Raw genomic sequence first — 20648 nt, 5'->3', positions numbered from 1 at the left:
TAAAATGTTAAACAGTAAATAAGTTACTTAAATAATAGAGGGTATTGTGGAAAATTTTACGTGGACTAAAACTTTTGAACAAATTTCCAAGTGGTTGTTAAGTTTTGAAAATAAGCAAAGTGATTTAGTGCAAATTTTAAGTCAAATTGGTATCGAGGGTGGCCTACTAGATTATGAATCTGAAAAAAAATATTTGGAAGTGAAAAAAGAGACGGATAAATTAAAGAAAAAAGATCTCATAGCTAAAAACACAGTTACTTTGAAGGAAATTGATCCTTTTACATTCATTTCGTTAATACTTAAGAACTCAAAAATTGAAAATTTAATTAAGTTATTAACAAATTTGAAAGAAGTGATTCCTGAACTATATATTCCATCAGATTTTAAAGGAGTTCCAACACCAAATCCGCAGGGGTCATGGTTTTTTGCTTATAAATTTGATAGAAGACCTCAAGATATTGCTATTTTATGGAGTTTATTTATAGCAATTCATAAAAATGAAAATATTAGTCAAAAATTTGATGATGCGTTAGATGTTAAGTACACAGCTTTAGCATCTTTATCTCAAATGCTATTTGTATTTTTCCCAAATCTGTTTTTCCCGGTAGATGCTCAAACACAAAATTGGTTAGTCTCTAGAAACTTACTTAATAAGAAAAAAATTAGGTGGTCTGAATATTCAGACTTAATAAAGGCACTTAAAAGTAATTATCGCGTAAATTTCACAAGTTTGTCACATACATGTTGGTATGTTAATCAGTGGGATTTTGAGAAAGTAAGTGCTGAAGAATTACTGTCAATAAGGTTAAATAGAATTACAGATGGTGTTGCATATATTAAAGGTTTTGTAACAAATGACGGTAAACAAATTGCTCTAGAAGTAAATAATAAATCTAATTATTTTAATATTCTTCTTGAAGAAAAAATTCCTGATGACTTTAATTTAAAATTTGATTTTAGAAGGGTTGGTAATGCGAATTTAGAAACACATGCTCCAAAGTTAGCTAATACGGAGGTATGTGTTATTAGAACTCATAAAGATTTTAATTGGTATGATTTTTTATTAGTTTTAGATTGGTATGAGGGCTCAATCATCAACTCTGTATCAAATGGAAATTTAATAAATAACAGTAAAGAAGCTAAAAATATGATTGTGTTAGATGAACCTTTAAATCAAATTCTTTCTGGTCCACCAGGTACAGGAAAAACTTATGCAACAACTGAATTGGCCGTTAAAATTGCAGCTCCAGAATGGTATGCATTGGTAGAGGATAATAATGAAACTGATCGTCACTCAAAAATTAAAGAAAAATATGATGAACTAATTCAAAAGAATCAAATAGCATTTACTACATTTCATCAAAGCTTTGCCTATGAAGACTTTATTGAAGGCTTAAAAGCTTATATCCCGGAAGATCAAGATAAGATTGCTTATCAAGTTGAAGATGGTGTGTTTAAGCGTATGGCGATTGCTGCCACGAAATCACAAGGTGTAAGTGATGAATTAGATATTGGATTAAACCAAGAGCCTACAATCTGGAAGATATCATTAGGTGAGCGTTGGGAAACAGAACGAAGACAGAAGTACTTTGAGAATGATCAAGCGCGAATTGGTTGGAGTAAAGTTGGAGATTTAAGAGAAGATCGTACGGAAAAAGAGCAAACCTATTACGATTCTCTTAAATCTAATACACACTCTACCTTATATGATTTTAGTTCTAGAATAAAAATAGGCGATGTTCTTTTGTGTTTAAAAGACCAAAAAACCATCCAAGCTATTGGGGTTGTAAAATCTGATTATTATTTTGATCCCCAGGAAGACGATGATTACTTACATGTAAGAGATATAAACTGGATTGCGAAAAATATAAATTTCAATATTTTTGGCTTAAATGATCAGACTAATTTGACCTTAAAGACTGTTTATGAATTATATAGAATGAATTGGTCTAAAATTACAGAAGAATTGAAAAATCAAGATATTGTGATTGAAAATGTAACAACAGTAGGTGAGAAAATAAAGTCAAATCATAATTATGTTTTAATTATGGATGAAATTAACCGAGGTAATATTTCTAAAATTTTTGGTGAACTTATTACATTAATTGAAGATGATAAACGTAGTGGTAAATCAGATGCACGTGAATTGACATTACCATACTCTAAAGAGCCATTTACTGTGCCTTCAAATCTTTACTTAATTGGTACGATGAATACGGCTGATAAGTCTTTAACACAACTAGATTTAGCATTGCGCCGTCGTTTTGAGTTTAAGGAAATTGTACCGGACATTGATGTACTGGAATCAGCAAATCAATATGATTTCGATATAGTCCAGATGCTTCATAAAATTAATCAACGAATTCAATGTCTAAAAGGTAAAGATTTTCAAATTGGACATGCCTACTTTATGCCTTTGTGCAAAAAATTCTATGACGAGAAAACTTATATTGAAACATTGCAAAGAATATTGTCGAACAAAATTTTGCCATTATTGCAAGAATATTTCTTTAGTGCTTTAGATCATATTGGTTTGGTATTAAATGATAATAGCCTGGATGAACCGGGCAAGCGAATTGTAGTACAAGGGAATCTAGAAGGAGAACTTTTCCCATTCGCTGAAAAGTTACCTAAACTTAACCCACTATATTCAATAAGATTAAATAAAAATTGTTTTAAGTCTGTTGAGCGTATTAAGCAGATATACATGTAATGATGATAACAGTTACTGAATATGCAGAATTGCAGTCATATGATTTGACTGCAATTTCAGGCATTAAAAAAAGATATGTTAGTCAAGCTACATTAGATTGGCTCATTGAAAATTATCAAAATTGGATACCAGAGGATTCAGATGCTGAACCTATATTAACTGATTTTAGAAAGAATAGTTTCCGGTTGGGGGCTTATGTTGGTTATATTCAGAGTCCTTATAACGACGAACAGATTCAGATTTATCCTAAAATTGACATAGGTGATGGTTCGATAACTGAGTCTAGGTTGATCTTAAAAAAAATGCTCTCAGTCGTGTACGATTTGAATGCTAAAGAGCTATCAGAAGCTGAATTAGATCATCAAGAATTGCCTCTTCATGAATGGATTATTTCTAGATTTTTAAAAGAATTAGAAGACTTGCTTCACATAGGACTTAAACGTGATTATGAGTTGGTCCAGGATGAGCAATGCTTTATTAAAGGGCGATTATTAGCTTGTAAACAGATGCGTAGAGGGCCTGGTCAAGAAGCTATTTTTGATCTTGAATATGATGAGTTTTTATTTAATGGTATTGAAAATCGGTTAATAAAAACGGCATTAAATTATGTGCTTGAACTTACAAGAAATGAACAGTCATTACTTATGGCATTTGATTTTTCTGTTTTACTAGAATCTATTAGTGAGTCAATGAATCCAATTGATGATCTTAATAAATGGAGAGAAGATAGGCTGTTAAGTCACTATATTAGAATAAAGCCTTGGTGTGAGATTATCTTGTCCAGTATTAGTCCTTCTTTTCAGGAAGGCAGTCATAAAGGGATTTCTTTATTATTTTCCATGCCACACCTCTATGAAAAGTATGTAGCTAAGTTGTTGAAAGTTAAACCTGGGTTAAGATTACATATACAAACTAGTCAAAGAACATTAATTCAACATCAACCTATAAAAGAGAGGGACCAACGCTGGTTCCGATTAGAGCCAGATTTGGCAATCAAGGATGGGTGTGAATTTAAAGTTATCCTTGATACAAAGTGGAAATTAATTAATCAATTACAGATGTCTTCTTGTGATAAATATGGAATTAATCAAGCTGATCTATATCAGATGTTTGCATATGGTCATAAGTATCTGGATGGTTGTGGGAAATTAATACTTATTTATCCTCTACATAAAAAATTCAATAAAATTTTGCCCGTCTTTAAATTTTCAGATGAATTGTCATTATTTGTATTGCCATTTGATCTAAGAGAAGGTTACCTGGTTGGACAAGAGCTCATTGATTCATAGAAAATATTGCATGAAGGAGGGTAGCAAAAAGTAATTTGTACACTGTTGTGTACACTGCAATTTTAATTTAAAAATATCTTTTTTAAAAACAATTATTTGATGTTTTTGTTCAGTTGACGCCACCCCACCAAATACTTAAATTTGTATAACGCAATATGACGTTATATAAGTAAATAAAGCTTAAATCTTAATGGTTTAGGCTTTTTTTATGCCTGTATATGCCGTTATATAAATGAGCTTATGGCTTGTTGCTGTGTATGGTAGCGTGTAGAGATCGAAGGATGGTGGAAAGATAAAAGCAAGCTCGATATTGTTGAGGTTTGATGAAGACCAAAATAGCGTAAGTTGTCTTGGTTTTTTATTTCTAGTTGAGTAATTTTACTGTTTAAAAGCAGTGGGTGACCTATTATTTTTCATGAGATTGTTTTAATATCAAACTCTTATAATAAAATTCAAAGGTTCGATTTGAATTAAAAATTAATAGTACTTTATAACTTTAATAATGCTTAAAAATATATTTATAAGGATTTTCTATGTCTGCGATCATTCTCATTGTTTACAATATTTTGTTCTTCGCTACATTTGCTTGTTTGATAAAACCAAGTTTGCTCGCTAATTTTATAGGTAGGGAACCATTACCACGATGGATTTTTGCTGTAGCACTTGTGATTATAGTTTCAATGAAGCCAAACTCTCATGAGCCAGAAAAAGATGATGCTAAAATACAAACAGCTACTCAGAACTTAGCTACGACGGTTGAAGTTACGGCAGCAGAAGCAGCTCCTATATCAGTAGAGGCGGCAGAAATTAAACAATAATTTAGAATAACATTGTAAGCTATAGCTTGTATGGTTGTTTTGTTTTTTCAAATAAAATTGTTATATATTAGTTGTTTAGTTTAATTGGTGCCTCCCAAAAATCAATTCAGAGCTGTTCGACTGAATGTGAAAAAGCCGTTAAAATCAATGTTTAATGGCTTTTTTATTGCCTGTACTATCCGATACTGTCCTAAGCGATTTGACCCTATTTTTGCTTTGTGTGGATAAAAATTGGCAAAATTTACCCAGAAATTAACACCACAAATTCTGGTTAAAGATATGTCACTTACAGATGCAGACTGTAAAAAGTCTCAACAAAGGGACAAACAATATCGCCTTTAAGATTATCCAACAAGAAGATCAGAATCTAAATTCACTGCATCAATATCTAACTCAGCTAACCACACATCGTTCTGAAAAATTATTTGTATGTGTGGATTTAGGCTAACTGAACATGCACGTAGAATCGGTGAGCAATTGTTGAATGTAATCAATGATTATGGAGCCGTTGTATTTGAAGAACATGATTTGAAAGGTATTTCGATAAATTGTTTGGATGACAGGCAGATTTAATGCGCTTTGCAAATTGTAAAAACTCGTTTATTCGACTTATAAAGGTAATTAATAATCAAAAAGGCTGGTCAAAATAGCCTTTTTATATGCATCTCTGCCCAGTTTGAAAACTTGGGTTAGGTAAGCAAACCCCAACAAGAGAAGCGTTTAGGTGATCCTTTCATTTGACCAATCAAAACTATAGTTTTAGTCCTTATCTTTGATAGGAGTAATAATGATTTCTTGACGTCATAAAAGTCATATAGGCGTGGATATACTTAATCTTCGTGACGATTTTAATTGTAGTCGTGAGTAAAACTATGAATGCTTTTATCCTCAGATAGTCCTGTAATCACGGTTATCAGTCGCATTATCAAATTTTCATAAAACGCATCCTGAGTTTTATCTCATTTAAGTAACGTGATGTGAAAAAATTCTGGTAGTAAAAACTGGCTTAAAGATGAAAAAAATCACAAAAAATTCATGTCTTTATTTCTATGCTCGTAACTGAATCAAAATAGATACAAGTTGTACAAGTGAGCTGATTGAGTTTGTTGATGCTTTAAGTGTTAAAAAATCAGCTTTTACTATTATTTGATTAAAAATGAGGATGGCGTGAATAAATTTGCTGAACAGGATTTATCAAGAATTATCGAAATGGCTTGGGAAGATCGAACCCCATTTGAAGCTATTCATCGTGAATTTGGTTTAAATGAAACTGCAGTGATTCGCTTAATGCGTGAAAATATGAAACCTTCGAGTTTTAAAATGTGGCGTAAAAGGGTAACAGGCCGAAAAACAAAGCATGTGCAGTTGCGTTCACCTGATGTAATTCGAGCTTATTGTTCAAGGCAGTACAAGCGTTTCTAAGCCCTTTACTTTGGGCGCTGTTTGGACTCACGTCTGCATCGTTCAGAACAGTATTTGACCTCCTCCCAGCAGCGTTGCCATTTCTTACGCCAGTTAAAAGGGCGTAAGCAGTGAATACAGATTTTTTTAGGAAGATGCTGCTTTTTCATGGTTTATAACTCATCAATCCGACTCAGGAGTTGCTGTGCATGGATGATAAGCTGCTGCCGATCTTTAAGTTTATCGAGTTGCCGATAGATCATGCCCATACGTGGATGAGTACGAAATATCGCTTCATGTCGGATCATAAAATACCAGTATAAACTGTTAAATGGACAGCTATCCGGCTCGGTACGAGTTTTGACATTGTAGCTACAGTGCTTGCAGTAATCTGACATTTTATGAATGTAATTGCCCGAAGCGGCGTAGGGTTTACTGGCCATTAAGCCGCCATCGGCATGCATCACCATGCCCAGCGTGTTTGGCAGTTCCACCCATTCATAGGCATCGGCATAGACCGCCAGATACCATTCACTGATCTGCTGCGGGTCTACACCACTTAACAGGGCAAAGTTGCCAGTAATCATCAAACGCTGAATATGATGTGCATAGGCATTTTGGAAAGTATTGCGAAAACATTCCGCCATACAGTTCATCTGGGTACGGCCAGTCCAGTAAAATTGCGGCAGCGGTGACGAATGTTGTAGTGCATTGCGGTTGGCATATTCCGGCATGTACAGCCAGTAAATCCCTCGTACATATTCGCGCCAACCCAGAATCTGCCGGATAAAACCTTCAACCGCATTTAGTGGTGCATGACCTGTATGGTAGGCAGCTTCTGCCGCATCACAGACCTCTTTGGGTAACAGTAGACCACAGTTCAAATAAGGTGAGAGCAGGCTGTGAAACAGCGTATCCGTCCCTTGCGCCATGGCATCCTGATAATCACCAAAATAGGGCAAACTATGGACAATAAAATGTTCCAGAACAAGCTTGGCATTGCTGCGCGTGGTGGCCCAACGAAAATTGGCAAGACTTCCAGAATGTTGGCAAAACTCACGTTCAACCAGTGCAAGCACATCTAAATCAATCTGATCCCGTTCAAAATTAAGTTGCGGGGGCAAGGGTGGATTGCCCGACCAAGCCTTGCGATTGGCGCTGTCATAGTTCCACTGTTGTCCTATAGGCTGCTGACCTAGCATCAAATAACCAGTCTGCTTACGTATTTCTCGGTAAAAATATTCCATACGCAGTGTTTTGTAGCGACTGGCAAAGTGTCGGAACTGCTCCAGACTACAGAAAAAACGGTCATCATTCAGGCACTGTACGGGGAGTTCTAGCTGTTGGCTCCAGTGCTGTTCAATCTGCTGTTGTAGGCGGTATTCTCCACTGTGAGTAACTACCAGTTCTGTTACGGGGAACAGTTGTTGTTGTGACTGCACAAAATCCAACAGGCTATGAATAGGACGATCAGATTCAAAAGCATGATAACGTACACGCCAACCATCGGCTTTAAGTGCCTTGGCAAAATGACGCATGGCACTAAAAATCAGCGCAATTTTCTGAGGATGATGGGCGACATAAGTGGCTTCCTCAACCACTTCTGCCATCAGGATTACATCTTGGGTGCGATCCAGTACTTTGAGCGTAGCGAGCTGATGATGAAGCTGGTCTCCCAGAATTAAACCGAAACGCATACCAATCTCAAAGTCTATAAAACATACAACAGTCTAAATGTAGACAACTCAATTTTTTGTGAAAATACAGATCACCCAACAGCGACCATGTCAGATGCGGATCAGCTATTGCATAGAAATCATCATCACTTAAGCAAAGCTGTATTTATCTATAAAAATTTCAAGCCACTTTACAATACTCGAATTCAATCATTGTTTAATGCATAGTGGGTGTGAAAATTATGTGATTTTAATCAAATAGATACAAATTATTATTGTTGCGATTCAGGCAGCTTACGCCTAGTATTTGAATTGAAGTTACTCCATGTATGCTTCCTTGGTTTTGTCCCATACGCACCTCTGTATGGGATTTTTTTTAATTAGAGGATTGTCATGAGCATGCATTCAACAGCGTATATTTTTAAACAGCAGCAATTACTTGTGGATGATCATTTCCAGTTGCCGCAGGTAGCAAGACTCCAACATGATCTGAACCTATCAGAAAATGGCAAGATCATTGCACGGGATTTGAAAGAGGATGAGCCTATGCCAGAAGGTTATCAGTTGGTTCCGATCAGACAACTGGTACAAGTTTGGAGTAAACAGCAGTTTGAACAAGCCAGCCGTGCGGTACAGTTACTGGAATGGCGCCGTAATCACCGCTTTTGCAGTAAATGTGGTCATGCCACCCAGCAGCACGCCAGTCAGTATGCTATGGTCTGTCCATCTTGTGGTTATAACCAATATCCGCGGGTGAATCCTTGTGTGATTACCATCATTACCCGAGGTACAGATGAAATTCTGCTGGCAAAAAATGCCCGTAACAAAACCCAGATGTATAGTTTGATTGCTGGATTTGTCGAAGTAGGGGAAACCTTGGAAGAAGCTGTACGTCGTGAGACGCTAGAAGAGGTCGGGCTTCAGATTAAAAATATTCAATATCTAGCCAGTCAGCCGTGGCCATTTCCCAGCAATCTGATGATGGCATTCAAGGCGGAATATCACGCAGGGGATATCCAGATTCAGGAAAATGAACTCAGTGATGCACAATTTTTCAAGTTTGATCAATTGCCCGAAATTCCGTTCAAGGGCAGTATCGCCTATGCCATGATTAACCATGTGATGCATGGAACGCCTGTGGCAGATGGTACTAAAGAGTGGCTTTGAAATTTTAAAAGAGAAATGTTTGAATGATGATTTCTTGCTGAAATAAGAGCGGAAATCTAGGTCATCTAGAAAAGTAACTCTCTCAGCACTTGCCACGGACTTTGCCCGTCTTCACCCTATATGCTGAAATAAACAGCTTGGCAATGATGGTGCTGCATGGTTTTTTAGTGCGGTGTCATCGGCTCAATCATGTGAAAGCGGTGTATCTTACAGACCGCTATAAACAGACGCCGTTCTGAATAGACTGGGAGTAATTTAGATAATCTTGAAAATTTTTCCACTTGAAGTACTTTGGAAAAACATATCAAAGCTAGGTCGAATATCTTCACCATCCACGGTTATATATTTGACATGAGAGCAAGACTGGCTAGCATTAAAATTGTGATCAACTGTGGCCTGAATAGAATATTTGATACCGAATTGATCTTTTATATTTAGATTTTGTTTAAACATTTAGATATACCTTGAATAACAGCACGAAAGAAAAACGATTACATGGCTTAATCATTCAGAAGTTTTTTTATTTAGATCACTTTATGATTTAACTTAAATAATTGATTCATAGAGATATAAAATGTACGGCCATCTAAATTTAAATCTACTTCAACGCCAGATTCTAGAAGCACTTTTTTACCAACTTCAATCGCTTTAAACCCTTCACGTGTATTTTGCATTTTATTTAAGGGGATTAACGAGACAATAATTTCAGTACCATTTGTAGATTTTGCCACTAATTCATTAATTTTTAACAATGTGTATCCTGTTTTTATGATTTTTTCGAACAATATGATTAACAACTTTTGAATTAAAAAAGTACAGAGGCGTACTTTTTTAATTCATCTAATTACTTAGATCGCAGTAATATTAACTGCATTTGGGCCTTTTTGACCTTGAGCGATGCTGAATTCAACTTGTTGACCTTCAAATAAGGTTTTAAAACCTGAACTGGCAATTTCACTGAAGTGAGCAAAAACGTCAGGGCCAGATTCTTGTTGAATAAAACCAAAACCTTTAGTTTCATTGAACCACTTAACTGTACCTTTAACAACATTTGAGTTTGACATAATAAATCCTACTGATTTTTTAATAATTTTAGCCATTTTATTGACTGCTTATAACTTGGAAAATAATAATGAATGAGACTTAAAATCTAAAAAAACGAAGGATTATGAATAAAACGACGATACTTAACAGAGATTGAATAAAACAAGACTTTTTTCTAGTTAAGCTCACTATACATTAAAAATAAAATTAATCAAGTTTTTTTATATGTATATTTAATTATCTTATAAAAGGCATCTAAATCGAGAAAGAGTCTATTGATCTGATTGACTTTTTTTTTTAACAAGTCTATCGACAGTACTGATACATTTAAACAGAAAAACCAATATACCGCTTCAAAATACGATCCAAGAAAAAATGATTTTACCCATTTTCTCAGGCTGTAAAATTAAAAGTTCGCCTACATTCATCCTGCATTTAATCTTCACACTTTGTTCACATCTACTTGGGTTATCTTAAGCGTGCAATCAAACAAGGCTTAAAAATGAACATGCTATTCAAGTCACTTTTTGCCGCTACAGCGCTGGCCACCATCAGCTTAAGTATGACCACTCGAGCAGACACTGTGAGGCCTCAGGCAGTAAATCAGGTGGATATTCAGAAGTATGCAGGTAAATGGTATGAAATTGCCCATTTACCGATGTATTTTCAGCGTAAATGCGTATCGAATATCACGGCACAATATAACATCAATGCCGATCAAACGATCGGGGTATTGAATAGCTGCCGAATTGCCAATGGAGAGATGATTAGCTCTGAAGGTGTTGCCTATTCGCAAAATCAGGGCAACAGCAAACTGAAGGTTAGCTTTTTGCCTACAGGTTTAAGATGGATTCCGTTGACCAAAGGTGATTACTGGGTATTACGAGTAGACCCAGAATATAAAGTGGCACTGGTTGGAGGACCGAGTAACAAATATCTGTGGATTTTATCGCGTGAACCACAATTGGATGAAGCGACTTATCAGTCCTATTTAGAGACAGCGAAACACTATGGTTATGACGTTACAAAGCTAATCAAATTGCCGTATTAATCTGCTACCCCTTTGCCGAACTGATAAATCTCTCTACAGTTCGGCTTTTTTTCTTTACTTCACATAAAATTCATATCTAACTGATTACACTCATCAAATAGAATAAAGACAGTCGCTTAAAATTAGGATAAGTCCATGTTGAAAAGTCTGATACGATGGATAGATAGCTGGTCTACAACTGCACAGCCTGAAATATTGAATGCTGAAAATAGCAAGATTCAGTGGTTGAGAATTTTGCCGTTTATTCTATTGCATCTGGCTTGTCTAGCGGTGTTCTGGGTAGGTGTATCATGGTTTGCGCTTGGCTTTATGCTAATGTTCTACCTGATTCGCATGTTCTCCATTACGGCTTTTTTTCATCGCTATCTGTCGCATAAAACTTTTCAAACCTCGCGTCCAGTGCAGTTCCTGTTTGTATTACTGGGTACCATGAGTGCACAGCGTGGTCCTTTGTGGTGGGCAGCCCATCATCGTTATCATCACCGCTATACAGATTCTTCGCAAGACCCACATTCATCTACCCACGGTTTTTGGTACAGCCATGTGGGTTGGTTTCTGAATGAATATAACTTTGCCACACGTAAAGAAGTCATCAAGGACTGGCTGAAATATCCGGAATTAATCTGGCTCGACCGGTTTAGTCTAATTGTGGTACTGCTGACCGCGGGTGGGATTTATGTGCTAGGAGAGTGGCTGGCCATCACTTGGCCACAACTGGAAACTTCTGGCTTGCAATTACTGGTCTGGGGATTTGTGGTCTCTACCGTGCTATTGATCCATGCGACCTTATGTATCAATTCACTGGCACATCACTACGGCAGCCGTGATTTTGACACTGATGATCAAAGCCGCAACAATTTATTCTTGTCCATCATTACCTTGGGCGAAGGTTGGCACAACAATCATCATTATTATGCTGGCAGTACCCGACAGGGTTTTTACTGGTGGCAGATTGATGTGACCTATTACCTCCTAAAAATCATGTCTTGGCTTGGGATCGTCTGGGGTTTAAAGCCAATTCCAGCACGGGTCTATGACGTCAGTAAAATTGCTCAACTTAGAAAACAGAAAAAACTCACCACGACCGGCGCTCACACGATTCAATCGAAGGAATTACAATGAAAATCGCGATTATTGGTTCAGGTATTTCCGGTTTGTATGCGGCTTGGAAATTAAGTAAAGTGCATGACGTTACCATCTTTGAAAAGAATAACTACTTTGGCGGTCATACCGATACCCATCAGTTGAATATAGATGGCGAACAGGTCGCGGTGGACAGTGGTTTTATTGTATTTAATGAACATAACTATCCATTGTTCTGTGCAATGCTCAAAGAACTCGGAATTCAATCACAAAGCAGTGATATGGGTTTTTCAGTGAACAATCAGGTCACTGGCTTGCAGTACAATCCTTCAAAAAAATTCTCGCTCTTGTTTAGACCACAAAATTTCTTTAACGCTGATTTTCGCGTGATGTTATCGGATCTGTTCCGTTTCTATGCTGCGAATAAAGATATTGATGTTGAACAGGTCGATGCACAGCTCAGTATTGATGCATATCTCAATCGACATGACTATTCCGAAGCCTTTCGTCAGGAACATCTCTATCCGATGTGCGGGGCGCTGTGGTCCTGTCCAGTGGAGCAAGCTGGACAGATTCCGTATAAATTTGTGGTGAGCTTTTTTCAGCACCATCGTATGTTGCAGCTGAAAGAGCGACCATCGTGGCTTACAGTCAAGGGGGGATCAGCGCGTTACGTCCGTGCCATTCAGACCCAATCGAATATCACGTTCCGCAAGACGGGCGTTCTCCATGTATCCCGTAGTGCCAATGATGTAGTGATTGAAACTGTACAGGGCAGTGAACGTTTTGACTGGGTAATCTTTGCCAGCCATGCTGATGATAGCTTGAATTTACTCAAAGACCCGTCAGCGCAAGAGTTGGACGTACTTGGCAAGTTTCGTTACCAAGATAACCGTATGGTGGTGCATTCCGATACTCATATCATGCCCAAATCCAGACGCCAATGGGCCAGTTGGCATGTGCATGTGACACCTAGTCGCGCATCCGAATTAACGCCATTCCAGCATAGTGGTATGCATTACGGTTTTAGTTACTGGATGAACCAGTTGCAAAACCTAAACTGTAAAACCCAAATCTTTGCCACACTCAACCCTAACTTTAACCTCGATCCGAAAAAAATATGGGTAGAACGATATTATCGTCATCCAGTATTTGATGCTGCCGCGATTGAGGCACAACAACGTTGGGACGAGGTCAATGGTCAGAACCGGACATCATACTGTGGTGCCTATTGGGGCTGGGGCTTTCATGAAGATGGCGCGCGTAGTGCTTCATGGGTCGTCAATCAGTTGTTGCAACAGACTGAGCAGGCGGCTTAGGAGCACATAATGCAAATGTATCCACTGGCTATCGCCGCTGCTGAAATCCGCCATCGCCGCTATTTGCCCCAATCGCATGCTTTTGAGGCGGAGCTTAGCTATTTATGGTTTGATCCAGATCAATTGGCAACTTTTACCCAAAAATCTTGGTTCTGGTCCTCTAGCCGCTGGAATTTCCTGACCTTGGATGAGCGTGATTTTCTGAACATGGAATGTGGCTCGATTCGGCAGAAGGTTGCACGTTTACTGATTAAGCATGAAAACTATTTGTTACCGCATGCCGCATCTATTCGTGTACTGGCTTTGCCGCGCACACTGGGTTTTCGTTTTAATTCTGTGGTGTTTTATCTGATCTTTGATGCGACCAATCAACTGATTTTTGTGCTGAGTGAAATCACCAATACGCCGTGGAATGAACGTCAGGTATACATTCACGATTGTCGGCACAATGCCACTGAACATGCGCCTTACCAGAGCCACCAGTTTGACTTTAAAAAGGCCTTTCATGTGTCGCCATTCATGCCGATGTCACTGGATTACCGTTGGCGTTTTAGCTTTTCAGAACAGCAAAATGTGATTCATATGCAGTTGTTTGAACAAGAAATATTGCAATTTGATGCCACCATGAAATTTAAGCTGCAAGCCATCACACTTCCTTCACAGCAACATCGATATGCTGTATTAAAAGTTCTTGAGCCCTTTAGGATGGTGAGCGGGATTTATCTACATGCTTTGCGCTTATGGAAAAAGAAAATTCCGTTTTATCGGCATCCTAAAAAAGAAAAAGGAAATACATGACTATGAAAACACTGTTAATGGGAGAACATACCGAACTACCGATAGTCCTACGCCATATGCTGAAATTGCGTCATGGTCAGTTGATATTTAAAGGTATCTGGAACGGTTTGGTCGGGGAAAACTACAGTGACTTGCATGCGGTAATTCAAGTTCACGACGAACGCCTTATCGATTTGCTGTTTCGTAATGGTGTGCTGGGGGCAGCAGAAGGCTTTATTCGTGGTTACTGGAGCAGTGATGATCTGGTTAATGTAATTCGTATTCTAGCGCGTAATCGTGATGTGCTCGATCGGATGAATCAAAATGTAGTGGCAAAAGCCAGCCAGTTGGTACTCAAAGCCTGGTATAAATCTCGTAAGAATTCGATTGATGGTAGTCGTCAGAATATTGCTGAGCATTATGACTTGAGCAATGATTTTTTTAAATTGTTCTTAGATTCCAGCATGATGTATTCCAGTGCGGTGTTTAAAGAACCCTGTATGAGCTTGGAACAAGCTTCAGATTATAAAAAAGAACTGATTTGTCAGAAACTTCAATTACAACCGATGGATCATTTGGTCGAAATAGGCAGCGGCTGGGGAGGCTTTGCCATTTATGCGGCTCAGCATTATGGCTGTAAGGTGACCACCATTACCATTTCCAAGGCTCAGTATGATGAAGCACTCGCTCGAGTTGCTGAAGCGGGACTGTCTCATCGGGTGTCTGTACAGCTTCAGGACTACCGTTTACTCGAGGGTAAATACGACAAATTGGTGTCCATTGAAATGATTGAAGCAGTTGGTGAGCAATATTTACCAACTTATTTCCGAAAATGCCGCGAGCTCCTCAAACCGAATGGTCTAGCCTTGATACAGGCGATTACGATTGAAGATGCACGCTATGTTAAAGCCTTAAATACGGTAGATTACATTAAGCGTTATATTTTCCCCGGTAGTTTTATTCCATGTATCAGTGTGATGACGCAAACGGCTTCTGAGCAAAAACTTCGTCTCAAACATCTGGAAGATATTGGTCAAAGCTATGCACAAACCCTGAAGTGTTGGCGCCAGCGTTTTCTGGAGCAGCGTGATCAAGTGCTACAACTTGGTTTTGATGAGCGTTTTATCCGCATGTGGGATTTTTATCTGTGTTATTGCGAAGGTGGTTTTAGGGAAGGCGTGATCAGTGATGTGCATTTGCTGTTTGAAGCCAGTGCTTACTAAGCACAGATAAAACAGGAGGGTGACATGCTGCTAGATTTATTTTTGCTCAATGTCTTCATCATGCTCTGTAGCTGGGTGTTGGTGACCTATAACCGCAGAGCAGGGCTGGTCGATGTCGCTTGGAGTTTCAGTATTGCCCTTAATGTGATTGTTGCCGCTTGGGCGATTGACAGTGCACCGATGTTGGTTCGGGTATTTCTGGGGCTGGCGAGTGGGATTTGGTTTTGGCGGCTGACTTGGCATCTGTTACGGCGCTATGCCAATGAAACTCAAGAAGATACGCGCTATGCCAACATGCGCCGAGCGATGGGGAATTATCAGCATCTTGGTTTTCTGGTGTTTTTTATATTTCAGGCAGGTTTGGCTCTACTGTTTTCTTACCCAATGCTGAAGCTGTTGAGTCTTCCGACCGAGCAATGGAATGACTGGACTTTGGTCACTGTGATTGTGGCAGGCATGATCATGCTATCGGCGTTGATTGGTGAAAGCACTGCCGATCAGCAGCTCTACCGTTTTAAGCTAGATCCACAGAATCAAGGTAAAACCATGGATCAGGGTTTGTGGAAATACTCGCGCCATCCGAATTATTTTTTTGAATGGTTGCATTGGTTTGCCTATCCAGTGCTCGGTCTGGCAGCAGGATGCTTTGAATTATGGATTTATCCACTGCTGATGTGGCTATTCCTGTACTACCTTACAGGTATTCCATTTAGTGAAAAACAGGCGCTCATCCACCGTGGTGAAAACTATAAAGACTATCAACGACGAACTTCAATGTTTATTCCGTGGCCACCCAAAGAGTAGGTAAATACATGGACTTTATGATTCAACAATCTTTAAAACTGATCGAAAATGGCAAGGTGCCAGACCCCGTGATTCGTGCTGGTATTAAAATCGTGAGCAAAAAACGTCTGGCACAAGAAGGTCGGTTTGACTCAGCACTAGCAGCACAGCGCTATATGGATGTGCTGACCATGCTGAAAAACAGCGAAATTGCCATTGAGACCGACAAAGCCAATGAGCAGCACTATGAACTGCCGACCGCATTTTTTCAGGCAGTACTCGGTAAGCGCCTGAAATATAGCGCGAGTCTCTTTGAACATGCCGATACGACGCTAGATCAAGCTGAAGAAGCTGCTCTTGCCTGCTATTGCCAGCGAGCACAACTGAAAGACGGGCAGGATATTTTGGAAATTGGCTGTGGCTGGGGTTCTTTAAGTCTGTATATGGCCGAGCATTATCCAACGGCCCGTATTACAGTCGTGTCAAATTCTTCAACGCAGCGTCAGTATATTCAGGAACAAGCCCGTTTAAAAAAACTGGATAACCTTAATGTGATCACTTGTGATGTCAATGTGTTGCAACTTGAACCTGCATCATTTGACCGTGTGGTTTCGGTGGAGATGTTTGAGCATGTACGCAACTATCAAAAACTGTTTGAAAATATCAGTGCTTGGCTCAAACCAGATGGCTTACTGTGGTGTCATATTTTCTGTCATCGTTTCTTGCATTATCCATTTGAAGTCAAAAATGAGTTTGACTGGATGTCGCAATATTTCTTCAGTGGTGGTTTGATGCCAGCGGCCTCAACTTTCCTACATTTTCAGCAACATTTGCAGCTAGAACAGCACTGGCAATGGGCGGGTACGCAGTATGAACGTACCGCAAACGCTTGGTTAGAAAATATGGATAGTAAACAGGCCGAGCTAAAACCTTTGTTTGAACAAACCTATGGCACAGATGCCGCAATCTGGTGGCAGCGCTGGCGGATTTTCTTTATGGCCTGTGCCGAACTGTTTGGTTATGACCATGGACGCGAGTGGGTGATTGGACACTTTCTGTTGAAGAAGAAAGCCGTATAATTGAACAGTGGGATGGGCCAGCGGGGAATGCATCAATGTTAAAGATGTTTAGGGATAAACGTGATCATCCTCTGGGTGAGGTGTTTAACCGCTACTATTGGCTGCAAATCGGATTCATTGCCCTGTCTGTGGTGATTGGGATTGGCTTCAGTGCTTGGGTGATTAAAGGGTCTCTGCTCAGAACAGCGCTAGAACAGGAAATGTCACACTACTGGCAACGACTGGAACGCAATCCAGCCGCAGAATTACCCGACACCAAAAATCTGTATGGTTACCGCTGGAACACTGTGCCACCGCCCCAATTTAAGACTATGCAGCTTGAGCAAGGGGTGAATCGGCATTTTGTCGATGGCAAGGAACGCATGACCGTGTATGGTGAAAAAGACGGGCAGCATGTACTGTTAGTTTTTGGCGAAAGTAATGTCAATAAACTGGTCTGGCTGTTTGGTCTGGCACCACTGATGGTCAGCCTATTTGTGCTTTATAGTGTGCTGTGGTGGTGGAATCGCCGTGCTCGGCGCTATTTTTCTCCAATTACCCGTCTAGCCAATGCACTGGAGCATATTGATTGGGAACATCAAAAAAATCAGGCTTCACCATTTCATGACATCCGGACTGATTCAAATTTGGAAGCGGAATATCTGAAGCAGGCGCTAGAAAAATATCATCAGGTCTTAAGCGATTTTATTCAACGCGAACGTGAGTTCACCAGTGATGTTAGCCACGAGTTGCGTACCCCACTGACCATTTTAAAAGGCAATGTACAGTTATGTCAGGCACGTTATGGCGATAACAAGTCGTTTACTCGTTTGCATAACACCATTGAAGATATGCAACTGCTGGTAGATACGTTGTTAGCAATCGCACGCAACACCACCGATACTTTAACGGCTGAACCGACTATGCTTTCCGAATGTCTAGAAAATCTGCTTCAGGATTTGGACAACGTGAGCCATAACAAGGGTATGCAGATTGATTTGCAAAAAGACCTCGATGAACAGCCACGTAAACTTTACCCATCAATGACCAAAATGGTATTTGGTAATATTTTGCGGAATGCACTGAATTATTCACAAGGCACAGAAATTGATGTCATTCTGCAAAAAAATACAGTATTGATTGCAGATAATGGTGTCGGCATTCCTTTACCGAATAACTCCAAGGTGCAAGAACTGTCGGGGCAGCAATTGCAATTAGAGATCAAAGGCCATGGCATTGGACTACAACTGGTACAGAAGCTGTGCAAGCAGCTTGGTTGGCGAGTGGAGTTGTTTGACCGGCAGTATTATCTCAGTACCCATCAGGATGTTGATCTGGCGATGACGACTGGACTGATTGTAGTCGTGTATTTAAATTAAAGCTCGGCTTCGAAAACTTAAGCTTCTAAAGTGATCTTTAACCCGACACCAGATATGGTATGAATTAGCTTTTTTTCAAAAGGCTTGTCGACCATTTTACGCAAATTATAAATATGACTACGCAGGGCATCGCTTTCAGGCTCTTCATCCCCCCAAAGTTCGATCATAATTTCCTGTTTAGTCAGAACTTTAGGCGAATGACGCATCAGTAGTTTGAGCAGTTTGAACTGAATGGGAGGCAGTTCAATGGTTTGTCCAGCACGAGTCAGTTGCTGTCTTGCAGGATCCAGAATCAGATCATGAATTTGCAGACGGCCAGACGAGACTTCACCCTGTGAACGCTTGATTAACGCTTTGACTCGAACCACCAGCTCATTAAAGTCAAACGGCTTGACTAGATAATCATCCGTTCCTGAATTGAACCCTTTGAGTTTGTCATTTAGTGTATCGCGTGCGGTGAGCATCAGCACAGGGAGATCCATACCTTCTTTATTTCGTAGCCATTCACAGAGTTCATAACCCGAACCATCAGGCAAGTTAATATCTAAAAGTAAAATATGATAGCGTTGCTGCTTGAGCAATTGGCGCGCAGCATTTAGGTTTCGAGCATGATCGACCACAAAACCATGCTCTTCTAGAAACTCGCATAAGGTAGATGCCAGTTCATAATGATCTTCAACCATCAAAATAAAATGTTTAGACATAACTGTAGAGGCTACTTTATTAATTGCTGTTTTAATTTAGCACTAAATGGCTGAGGACCTAGCCATATATTAAAATATTGCTGGACCTGCGGGTTCTGGAGTTGTCCCTGCATTTTCTGGTTTAAGTATAGGCTTAAGGTATGTGTAGCATGGATATACTTCAGTTGGTATAGATCTCCTGACTTCACTGGACGATACAGATCGGTGATTGGATTGAAAACGGCATGAATTTTTTTATCTTTGATATTACGTTGGAGTAGATGTGTGGCCGCACGTTTGAATGCCCATTCTGGAATATTCTGCGTATAGGTAAAATCCATCTGCATGTTTTGGCCTTGCCAAGGCAGATTACAGTTTTGTGCAAAGTAACTGGCCACACCGACCTGTTTTTGTCCCACCATGAGTGGACCATTACCACATTTATTTAAGCTCTGTGCATGCGCCCACGAACCGAAACTCCCGAACATCAGTACAGTGGTTATGGCTACTTTTTGAAAGGCAGTACCCATGAATAGGTTCCTCCTACATAGGGCAAAGAACGATACAGACCATTGGCAGGATCCCAGAAATCTTGTTGGAAAATAATCCGATGGTTTGGGTTGACCTTTATTTCACTGATTCCAAATGAATCCATTGTTCGTGTCTTGCCGAACATTTTAAAATCATAAACCATATGCCAATGTACATAGGCAGAGTCTTGATGATATGAAGTATTTAATAGACTGACAGTTACATTACTCACCCGCTGGTTCATACCCTGAAAGTGTTCAAGCAGTTTTTTACGCGATGAAAATTGCGACAGAGTATCGTTAATAAAAAGCTGATCTGCATACAGTGCTCCAGCATTTTCAACGAATTTAGGTGTGCCCAAGGTATTAAATGCCGAAGTGAAGCGGGTGCCGATTTCTAGTGCTTTTGCATCATCTAAGGGTATTCCCTGAATACTCGCTCTGGCATTTGCATAATCAGAGGAATAATGAGGAACACTTTTACATCCTGACAGGAAAAGCACTGGTAAGGATAAGGCAATTGCCATTAACGTTTTGACTTGATTCATGTTCACTGTCCATCTTCACAGTTTATCCTCCCACTTTAGAGAGGCTGAAGTGAACAGAATGTGAAGATAGATGCTAAAGACAGTACATTGCATAGAATTTTGATGA

General features: G+C 39.4%; 21 protein-coding genes. 13 read left to right on the top strand and 8 right to left on the bottom strand.

The annotated features are described in order from the left end of the window. The first annotated feature begins 46 nt into the window (after positions 1-46). From E0H82_RS02505 to E0H82_RS02490, 4 genes are all read left to right on the top strand, one after another. A complete protein-coding gene (locus E0H82_RS02505) occupies positions 47-2713 on the top strand; it encodes an AAA family ATPase (RefSeq protein ID WP_131262846.1) in 2667 nt (888 codons plus the stop codon). Beyond that, positions 2713-4002, top strand: a complete 1290-nt coding sequence (locus E0H82_RS02500; RefSeq protein WP_131262845.1) for an McrC family protein — start codon at positions 2713-2715, stop codon at positions 4000-4002. The genes E0H82_RS02505 and E0H82_RS02500 overlap by 1 nt, the downstream gene beginning before the upstream one ends. Positions 4003-4535: 533 nt before the next feature. After that, positions 4536-4820, top strand: a complete 285-nt coding sequence (locus E0H82_RS02495; RefSeq protein ID WP_131262844.1) for a hypothetical protein — start codon at positions 4536-4538, stop codon at positions 4818-4820. Between the two features lie 1167 nt (positions 4821-5987). Beyond that, a complete protein-coding gene (locus E0H82_RS02490; protein ID WP_116760374.1) occupies positions 5988-6242 on the top strand; it encodes a TIGR03643 family protein in 255 nt (84 codons plus the stop codon). Positions 6243-6247: 5 nt separating this feature from the next. Here the strand turns inward: E0H82_RS02490 and E0H82_RS02485 are convergent, their stop codons facing one another. Both E0H82_RS02485 and E0H82_RS02480 read right to left on the bottom strand, forming a co-directional pair. After that, positions 6248-6391, bottom strand: a complete 144-nt coding sequence (locus tag E0H82_RS02485) for a DUF2256 domain-containing protein (RefSeq protein WP_131262843.1) — start codon at positions 6389-6391, stop codon at positions 6248-6250. A 3-nt stretch (positions 6392-6394) separates the two neighbouring features. Beyond that, entirely contained in the window at positions 6395-7918 is a 1524-nt protein-coding gene (locus E0H82_RS02480; protein ID WP_131262842.1) for a cryptochrome/photolyase family protein, read from the bottom strand. A 372-nt stretch (positions 7919-8290) separates the two neighbouring features. Here E0H82_RS02480 and nudC point away from each other — a divergent pair, with 372 nt between their 5' ends. Further along, the gene (nudC, locus tag E0H82_RS02475; RefSeq protein ID WP_131262841.1) at positions 8291-9064 is read left to right on the top strand and encodes an NAD(+) diphosphatase; all 774 of its coding nucleotides are present in this window, start codon (positions 8291-8293) and stop codon (positions 9062-9064) included. 255 nt (positions 9065-9319) lie between these two features. On the opposite strand, the gene E0H82_RS02470 is transcribed toward nudC, so the two are convergent. From E0H82_RS02470 to E0H82_RS02460, 3 genes are all read right to left on the bottom strand, one after another. Continuing rightward, positions 9320-9517: a hypothetical protein gene (locus tag E0H82_RS02470; protein WP_131262840.1), complete on the bottom strand. Its 198-nt coding sequence runs from the start codon at positions 9515-9517 to the stop codon at positions 9320-9322. A 71-nt stretch (positions 9518-9588) separates the two neighbouring features. Beyond that, positions 9589-9816 carry a hypothetical protein gene (locus E0H82_RS02465; RefSeq protein ID WP_116760184.1) on the bottom strand — a complete coding sequence of 76 codons (228 nt, stop codon included), beginning with the start codon at positions 9814-9816 and terminating at the stop codon, positions 9589-9591. A 96-nt stretch (positions 9817-9912) separates the two neighbouring features. After that, the gene (locus E0H82_RS02460; RefSeq protein WP_131262839.1) at positions 9913-10128 is read right to left on the bottom strand and encodes a cold-shock protein; all 216 of its coding nucleotides are present in this window, start codon (positions 10126-10128) and stop codon (positions 9913-9915) included. A gap of 482 nt (positions 10129-10610) precedes the next feature. Here E0H82_RS02460 and E0H82_RS02455 point away from each other — a divergent pair, with 482 nt between their 5' ends. The 8 genes from E0H82_RS02455 (at position 10611) to E0H82_RS02420 (ending at position 18781) form a co-directional block, all read left to right on the top strand. Further along, positions 10611-11159, top strand: coding sequence for a lipocalin family protein (locus tag E0H82_RS02455; RefSeq protein WP_131262838.1), 549 nt, complete (start codon positions 10611-10613; stop codon positions 11157-11159). A 135-nt stretch (positions 11160-11294) separates the two neighbouring features. Beyond that, the gene (locus E0H82_RS02450; RefSeq protein ID WP_131262837.1) at positions 11295-12281 is read left to right on the top strand and encodes an acyl-CoA desaturase; all 987 of its coding nucleotides are present in this window, start codon (positions 11295-11297) and stop codon (positions 12279-12281) included. After that, a complete protein-coding gene (locus tag E0H82_RS02445; RefSeq protein WP_131262836.1) occupies positions 12278-13561 on the top strand; it encodes an NAD(P)/FAD-dependent oxidoreductase in 1284 nt (427 codons plus the stop codon). The genes E0H82_RS02450 and E0H82_RS02445 overlap by 4 nt, the downstream gene beginning before the upstream one ends. A gap of 9 nt (positions 13562-13570) precedes the next feature. Further along, positions 13571-14359, top strand: a complete 789-nt coding sequence (locus E0H82_RS02440; protein ID WP_131262835.1) for a DUF1365 domain-containing protein — start codon at positions 13571-13573, stop codon at positions 14357-14359. Then, complete coding sequence (locus tag E0H82_RS02435) at positions 14356-15561, top strand: SAM-dependent methyltransferase (RefSeq protein ID WP_131262834.1); 1206 nt, start codon at positions 14356-14358, stop codon at positions 15559-15561. Before E0H82_RS02440 ends, E0H82_RS02435 begins: the two co-directional genes overlap by 4 nt. 24 nt (positions 15562-15585) lie before the next feature. Then, the gene (locus tag E0H82_RS02430; protein ID WP_131262833.1) at positions 15586-16365 is read left to right on the top strand and encodes a DUF1295 domain-containing protein; all 780 of its coding nucleotides are present in this window, start codon (positions 15586-15588) and stop codon (positions 16363-16365) included. Between the two features lie 8 nt (positions 16366-16373). Beyond that, positions 16374-17423, top strand: a complete 1050-nt coding sequence (locus E0H82_RS02425) for an SAM-dependent methyltransferase (RefSeq protein WP_131262832.1) — start codon at positions 16374-16376, stop codon at positions 17421-17423. Between the two features lie 35 nt (positions 17424-17458). Next, a complete protein-coding gene (locus E0H82_RS02420; RefSeq protein WP_131262965.1) occupies positions 17459-18781 on the top strand; it encodes a sensor histidine kinase in 1323 nt (440 codons plus the stop codon). A 17-nt stretch (positions 18782-18798) separates the two neighbouring features. Here the strand turns inward: E0H82_RS02420 and E0H82_RS02415 are convergent, their stop codons facing one another. From E0H82_RS02415 to E0H82_RS02405, 3 genes are read right to left on the bottom strand one after another with little or no spacing between them, the layout of a single operon-like run. After that, complete coding sequence (locus E0H82_RS02415) at positions 18799-19485, bottom strand: response regulator transcription factor (protein ID WP_131262831.1); 687 nt, start codon at positions 19483-19485, stop codon at positions 18799-18801. 11 nt (positions 19486-19496) lie between these two features. Next, a complete protein-coding gene (locus tag E0H82_RS02410; protein WP_131262830.1) occupies positions 19497-19994 on the bottom strand; it encodes a chalcone isomerase family protein in 498 nt (165 codons plus the stop codon). Next, entirely contained in the window at positions 19970-20542 is a 573-nt protein-coding gene (locus tag E0H82_RS02405) for a nuclear transport factor 2 family protein (protein ID WP_131262829.1), read from the bottom strand. Before E0H82_RS02405 ends, E0H82_RS02410 begins: the two co-directional genes overlap by 25 nt. Positions 20543-20648 lie beyond the last annotated feature (106 nt).

The organism is Acinetobacter sp. ANC 4910, assembly GCF_004331035.1.
Taxonomy (GTDB): Bacteria; Pseudomonadota; Gammaproteobacteria; order Pseudomonadales; family Moraxellaceae; genus Acinetobacter.
The sequence above is the reverse complement of the archived record's forward strand: the minus strand, read 5'-3'. Positions and strand labels throughout refer to the sequence as shown.

Coding starts and splice junctions, on each gene's coding strand:
- E0H82_RS02500 (WP_131262845.1), top strand. CDS start 2,713: ATGATGATAACAGTTACTGAATATGCAGAATTGCAGTCATATGATTTG.
- E0H82_RS02415 (WP_131262831.1), bottom strand. CDS start 19,485: ATGTCTAAACATTTTATTTTGATGGTTGAAGATCATTATGAACTGGCA.
- E0H82_RS02405 (WP_131262829.1), bottom strand. CDS start 20,542: ATGAATCAAGTCAAAACGTTAATGGCAATTGCCTTATCCTTACCAGTG.
- E0H82_RS02455 (WP_131262838.1), top strand. CDS start 10,611: ATGAACATGCTATTCAAGTCACTTTTTGCCGCTACAGCGCTGGCCACC.
- E0H82_RS02430 (WP_131262833.1), top strand. CDS start 15,586: ATGCTGCTAGATTTATTTTTGCTCAATGTCTTCATCATGCTCTGTAGC.
- E0H82_RS02410 (WP_131262830.1), bottom strand. CDS start 19,994: ATGGGTACTGCCTTTCAAAAAGTAGCCATAACCACTGTACTGATGTTC.
- nudC (WP_131262841.1), top strand. CDS start 8,291: ATGAGCATGCATTCAACAGCGTATATTTTTAAACAGCAGCAATTACTT.
- E0H82_RS02425 (WP_131262832.1), top strand. CDS start 16,374: ATGGACTTTATGATTCAACAATCTTTAAAACTGATCGAAAATGGCAAG.
- E0H82_RS02485 (WP_131262843.1), bottom strand. CDS start 6,391: ATGAAAAAGCAGCATCTTCCTAAAAAAATCTGTATTCACTGCTTACGC.
- E0H82_RS02450 (WP_131262837.1), top strand. CDS start 11,295: ATGTTGAAAAGTCTGATACGATGGATAGATAGCTGGTCTACAACTGCA.
- E0H82_RS02440 (WP_131262835.1), top strand. CDS start 13,571: ATGCAAATGTATCCACTGGCTATCGCCGCTGCTGAAATCCGCCATCGC.
- E0H82_RS02470 (WP_131262840.1), bottom strand. CDS start 9,517: ATGTTTAAACAAAATCTAAATATAAAAGATCAATTCGGTATCAAATAT.
- E0H82_RS02460 (WP_131262839.1), bottom strand. CDS start 10,128: ATGTCAAACTCAAATGTTGTTAAAGGTACAGTTAAGTGGTTCAATGAA.
- E0H82_RS02480 (WP_131262842.1), bottom strand. CDS start 7,918: ATGCGTTTCGGTTTAATTCTGGGAGACCAGCTTCATCATCAGCTCGCT.
- E0H82_RS02495 (WP_131262844.1), top strand. CDS start 4,536: ATGTCTGCGATCATTCTCATTGTTTACAATATTTTGTTCTTCGCTACA.
- E0H82_RS02445 (WP_131262836.1), top strand. CDS start 12,278: ATGAAAATCGCGATTATTGGTTCAGGTATTTCCGGTTTGTATGCGGCT.
- E0H82_RS02420 (WP_131262965.1), top strand. CDS start 17,459: ATGTTAAAGATGTTTAGGGATAAACGTGATCATCCTCTGGGTGAGGTG.
- E0H82_RS02435 (WP_131262834.1), top strand. CDS start 14,356: ATGACTATGAAAACACTGTTAATGGGAGAACATACCGAACTACCGATA.